A 5,067-nucleotide genomic window follows, 5' to 3' on the forward strand; every position below is an offset into this window, starting at 1 on the left:
TGTGGTCCTCGGTTCTTTTATAAACCCCCACATGTTGTTGTTGGGGCCCCCCCCCCCCCCCAACGCCACATTGGGTGCGTCCAACGCAACCAACGCCACATTGGGGCGCTTGGGGCGCGGACCGGGTGGCGGGGGCCACGCACTAACCTTGAGCGCGTGGACAGCACGCAGCAGCACCGGTTCGAGCCCGTCACCGACGCCGACCGCGAGATCATCGCGGAGCAGCTCGGGCGGCCGCCGCGAGCGCTGCGCGCCATCGCCGCGCGGTGCCCGAGCGGGCACCCGTCCGTGGTGCAGACCAGCCCGCGGCTGGAGAACGGCACGCCGTTCCCGACGCTCTACTACCTCACCTGCCCGAAGCTGAACTCGATGATCGGCACCATCGAGGCGTCCGGGATCATGAAGGAGATGACCGAGCGGCTCTCCACCGATCCCGAGCTGGCCGCGCAGTACCAGCGCACGCACGAGACCTACCTCGCCGAGCGGGACGCCATCGAGCCGCTCGGTCACCAGGTCACCGCGGGCGGGATGCCGGGCCGCGTCAAGTGCCTGCACGTCCACGTCGCCCACGCGCTGGCCGTCGGCCCCGGCGTGAACCCGTTCGGTGACGAGACCATCGCCATGCTTAAGGCGAACGGGTGGCCCTCGGGGGACTGCGCCGCGTAACGCTCGCGCGGTGTGAAGAGATAACTGGGCTGGGTGAGCGAAAACCTCGATCGGGTCTCTCGTCGGGGTGAAACCTCGTCTCGGGTGCGGCAGGCTGTCACCCGAGAGTGGTGGACCGATCCGGCCAGGAGGGCTCTGAGTCATGCGTGTGCGGCGACTGCCAGACGCAGTCGGGAGCTACGCCCGAAGATTCGGCATCCGCCACCGCACCGCGTACCCCCTGATCACCGGCATCTTCGCGGTGATCCCCGCACTGGTCGCCGGTGGCGGCACGCTCGGCTGGCTCGGCGGCAGCGGTGAGCACACCCGCGACGCCGCGCTGAGCCAGGGCTACGACCCCGGCCACGCCGCCCTCCAGCAGATCGCCGTCGACGGCACCCTCCCCGGCGCGCCCACCCCGCTGCCGCTGCCGGCCTACGAGCTCCCCGACGGCCCGCTCGGCATCCCCGCCACCGCACTCGCCGCGTACAAGAACGCCGCCGACATCCTCGGCCGCGAGCTGCCCGCGTGTCACATCGACTGGGCGCTGATCGCGAGCATCGGCCGGATCGAGTCCAACCACGCGCGCGGCGGGTACGTCGACGCAGCGGGCACCACGCGTGAGCCGATCCTCGGCCCGCAGCTCAACGGCCAGGGCGGGTTCGCCGCGATCCCGGACACCGACCAGGGCGTGCTCGACACGGACCCGGTGTGGGACCGGGCGGTCGGCCCGACCCAGTTCATCCCGGCGACGTGGAAGGCCTACGCCTCCGACGGCAACGGCGACGGCAAGTCCGACCCGAACAACATCTTCGACGCGGCGCTGGCCACCGGCCGCTACCTCTGCTCCGGCGGCTTCGACCTGTCGAAGCCGGACCAGCTGCGCGGGGCGATCTACCGGTACAACAACTCCGACACGTACGTGAACACGGTGATCCTCTGGGCGGAGGCCTACCGCAACGGGATCATGCAGGTCCCGGACAGCACGGTGCCGATCGGCGCCCCGAACGCGGCCGCGGCGCCGCCTCCGCCGTCGGTCCCGCCCCCGCCGATCCCGACGACGACGCCCACGCCCACGACGACGCCTACCCAGGGCACGACCAGCTCGCCGACCAAGGCGACGACGTCGCCGCCGTGCGCGTCGCCGACGACGACGGTCACCACGACGACGGTCACGAGCGTGACCACGACGACGACTCCGCCGCCGACCACGACTCCGAAGACCAGCACCCCACCGCCGGAGCAGTCGACTACCCCGCCGAAGGCGACGTGCGGGGCGACGGTCACCTCGGTCAGCACGTCGACCACCCCGACCACGACCACCGTGGGACCGCCCAGCGGCTGAGCGACACCGCCTGGCCGGAGCGCTGCGAATGACTCATTCGCGGCGCCGGAGGTCCCGAATGAGTCATTCGCGACGTTCCCGCCGGCGCCCTGGGCCGGGCGGCGGCCGGTTAGGGTGATCGCATGCCTCGTGTTGCCGCGATCGACTGTGGGACCAACTCCATCCGCCTGCTCGTCGCCGAGCTGACGCCGCGCCACGACGGCACGGTCGACCTGCGCGACCTGCACCGCGAGATGCGGATCGTCCGGCTCGGCCAGGGCGTCGACGCCACCGGCGAGCTGGCCCCCGAGGCTCTCGAACGCACCCGGGTCGCGCTCGCCGACTACACGGTCGCCGCGCGGCGCAAGGGCGTCGAGAAGGTGCGCATGGTCGCCACCTCGGCGACCCGTGACGCGAAGAACCGCGACGACTTCTTCCGCATGACCCGCGAGACCCTCGGTGTCGAGGCCGAGGTGATCAGCGGCGACGAGGAGGCCCGCCTGTCCTTCACCGGCGCCGTCGGGGAGCAGGACCCGGACGACGGCCCGTTCGTCGTGGTCGACGTCGGCGGCGGTTCGACCGAGCTGGTCCTCGGCACCTGGGACGGCAGGCAGGCCGAGGTGCTGGCCGCGAAGTCCGTCGACATCGGCTGCGTGCGGATCACCGAGCGCGCGCTCAAGAGCGACCCGCCGGCCGCCGACGAGATCGCCGCCGCCCGCGACCTGGCCGGCAAGGTGCTGACCGAGGCGTTCGACGTCGTCGACGTCGCCCGCGCGAAGACCTGGGTCGGCGTCGCCGGCACGGTGACCACGCTCTCGGCGATCGCCCAGGAGCTGCCGGAGTACGACCGCGACCGCGTGCACCTTTCGAAACTGAGCGCGGCGGACATCGACCGGCTCGCCACCCGCCTGCTCAGCGAAAACCACGCCACCCGCGCGGCGAACCCGGTGATCCACCCGGGCCGCGTCGACGTCATCGGCGGCGGCGCGGTGGTGGTCCAGACCCTCGCCGAGCAGCTCGCCGCCCGCGGCGGCCCGACCGAGCTGGTCGTCAGCGAGCACGACATCCTCGACGGCATCGCCCTCTCCCTCGCCTGAGGCGAGCGCACCGATGTCCTGAACGACTCGTTCCTGCCACCGGACGACAGGAACGAGTCGTTCAGGACGTCCGCAGCTGACCGACCGTTCGGCCGCCCGAAAGGGCTTGTGCCGCAACGGGACCGAGGGTGAGCGCGTGATGACCTGCTGTCCGCGCTAGGCCGTCCGGAGTATCCGGATTCCTACGTTGGTTGTGCTCCAACCAGGTGGTCCCGACGGTCGTCACACATTTGCAACACCGCAGTCCGTGATCAGCTTCGCCGCCCCCGATAGCGTGCGTCTCACCTTTCGGACACACCGGATATGGAGGGGATCATGCGTCGTTCGCGCAGGCTCTGGGGACCCACGGTGGTGATGACCTCGCTGGCGCTCGTGCTCGCCGCGTGCGGCGGCGGTTCGGGCAGCAACTCCGCGGGCGCCGGCGAGACGAACCCGGACGGCACGGTCAGCGTCTACGGCACCGAGCCGCAGAACGCGCTGGTCCCGACCAACATCAACGACCTCGGCGGCACCAAGGCCATCCAGGTCATGTTCGCCACCCTGGTCGGTTTCAAGGGCGCGGACGCCAAGCCGTTCAACCTGATGGCGGACTCGATCACCACGACCGACTCCAAGGTCTACGACATCAAGATCAAGCAGGGCTGGAAGTTCCACGACGGCACCGAGGTGAAGGCGCACAACTTCATCGACGCCTGGAACTACGGCGCCTACGCGCCGAACGGCCAGCTCAACACCGACTTCTTCGCCAACATCCAGGGCTACAAGGACGTCCACCCCGAGGACGAGAACGCCAAGCCGGCCACGGACAAGATGTCCGGCCTGGTCCAGAAGAACGACTACGAGTTCCAGGTGACGCTGGACGCGCCGTTCTCGGTGTTCGACATCAAGGTCGGCTACCAGGCGTTCGCGCCGCTGCCCGACTCGTTCTTCAAGGACCCCAAGGCCTTCGAGCAGCACCCCATCGGCAACGGCCCGATGAAGTTCGTCTCGCGGACGCCCAACCAGGACATCAAGCTCACCCGCAACGACGACTACAAGGGTGACGACAAGGTCCACTTCAAGGACCTCGACATCAAGATCTACGCCAGCCAGGAGACCGCCTACCAGGACCTGCTGAGCGGGCGGCTCGACTTCATGGAGGCGCTGCCGCCGTCGGCGGTCGCGGGCGGCAAGTACAAGAACGACCTGGGCGACCGGCTCGTCACCGGCCACCTGCTCGGGATCAGCACCATCGCCGTGCCCTACTACGTGCCGGGGTACAACAACCTCGAGCTGCGCAAGGCCATCTCGATGGCGATCGACCGCGCGCAGATCACCAAGACCGTCATGAACGACACCTACGTGCCCGCGGACGGCTACATCTCGCAGGGCATCCCGGGTGCGCGTCCCGGTGTCTGCGAGTTCTGCAAGTTCGACCCGGCGGCGGCCAAGGCGGCCTTCCAGAAGTCCGGTTTCCAGGGCAAGCTGACCATCGCGTCCAACGCGGACGGTGGCCGCAAGGAACCGCTGGTCGCGGCGTGCAACAGCATCAAGAACACCCTCGGTGTCGAGTGCGACTTCGTGCCCGCGACCGACTTCGGCCAGTGGCGCAGCATCGTCACCAAGAAGAAGCTGACCGGCATGGGCCGTTCGGACTGGTCCGCGGACTACCCGTCCATCGAGGACTTCCTCAACCCGATCTACAAGACCGGCGGGTCCTCGAACGACTCCAGCTACTCGAACCCGCAGGTCGACGCGCTCCTCGCGCGGGCGGACGCCACCGCCGACAAGGACGCGGCGGTCAAGCTGTACCAGCAGGCCGAGGACCTGATCGCCAAGGACCTGCCGTCGATCCCGGTTTGGGACGAGAAGGGCGTCGCGGCGAAGTCGAAGAACCTCAAGTCGGCCGCCCTGGACTTCCGGCGCATGCCGGACTACCCGTCCATCGAGGTCCTCAAGAAGTAGTGGCGCGCTGACCTGCCACAACCACCACGGCGTCGTGGGCGGGACCGCGAGGAAGGT

The 5,067-nt window shown here is 69.4% G+C and carries 4 protein-coding genes; all 4 read left to right on the forward strand.

What is annotated here, in order from left to right:
• Nucleotides 1-156: 156 nt before the first annotated feature.
• The gene (locus AB0G28_RS49085; protein WP_361106536.1) at nucleotides 157-666 is read left to right on the forward strand and encodes a DUF501 domain-containing protein; all 510 of its coding nucleotides are present in this window, start codon (nucleotides 157-159) and stop codon (nucleotides 664-666) included.
• Nucleotides 667-808: 142 nt separating this feature from the next.
• The gene (locus tag AB0G28_RS49090; RefSeq protein ID WP_361106538.1) at nucleotides 809-1,990 is read left to right on the forward strand and encodes a lytic murein transglycosylase; all 1,182 of its coding nucleotides are present in this window, start codon (nucleotides 809-811) and stop codon (nucleotides 1,988-1,990) included.
• A gap of 122 nt (nucleotides 1,991-2,112) precedes the next feature.
• A complete protein-coding gene (locus AB0G28_RS49095; protein ID WP_361106541.1) occupies nucleotides 2,113-3,066 on the forward strand; it encodes a Ppx/GppA phosphatase family protein in 954 nt (317 codons plus the stop codon).
• 315 nt (nucleotides 3,067-3,381) lie between these two features.
• Nucleotides 3,382-5,010, forward strand: a complete 1,629-nt coding sequence (locus AB0G28_RS49100) for an ABC transporter substrate-binding protein (RefSeq protein WP_361106544.1) — start codon at nucleotides 3,382-3,384, stop codon at nucleotides 5,008-5,010.
• The last annotated feature ends 57 nt before the right edge of the window (nucleotides 5,011-5,067 follow it).

The sequence above is a fragment of the Amycolatopsis sp. NPDC021455 genome (assembly GCF_040640995.1).
In the GTDB taxonomy this organism is placed as follows: Bacteria; Actinomycetota; Actinomycetes; order Mycobacteriales; family Pseudonocardiaceae; genus Amycolatopsis.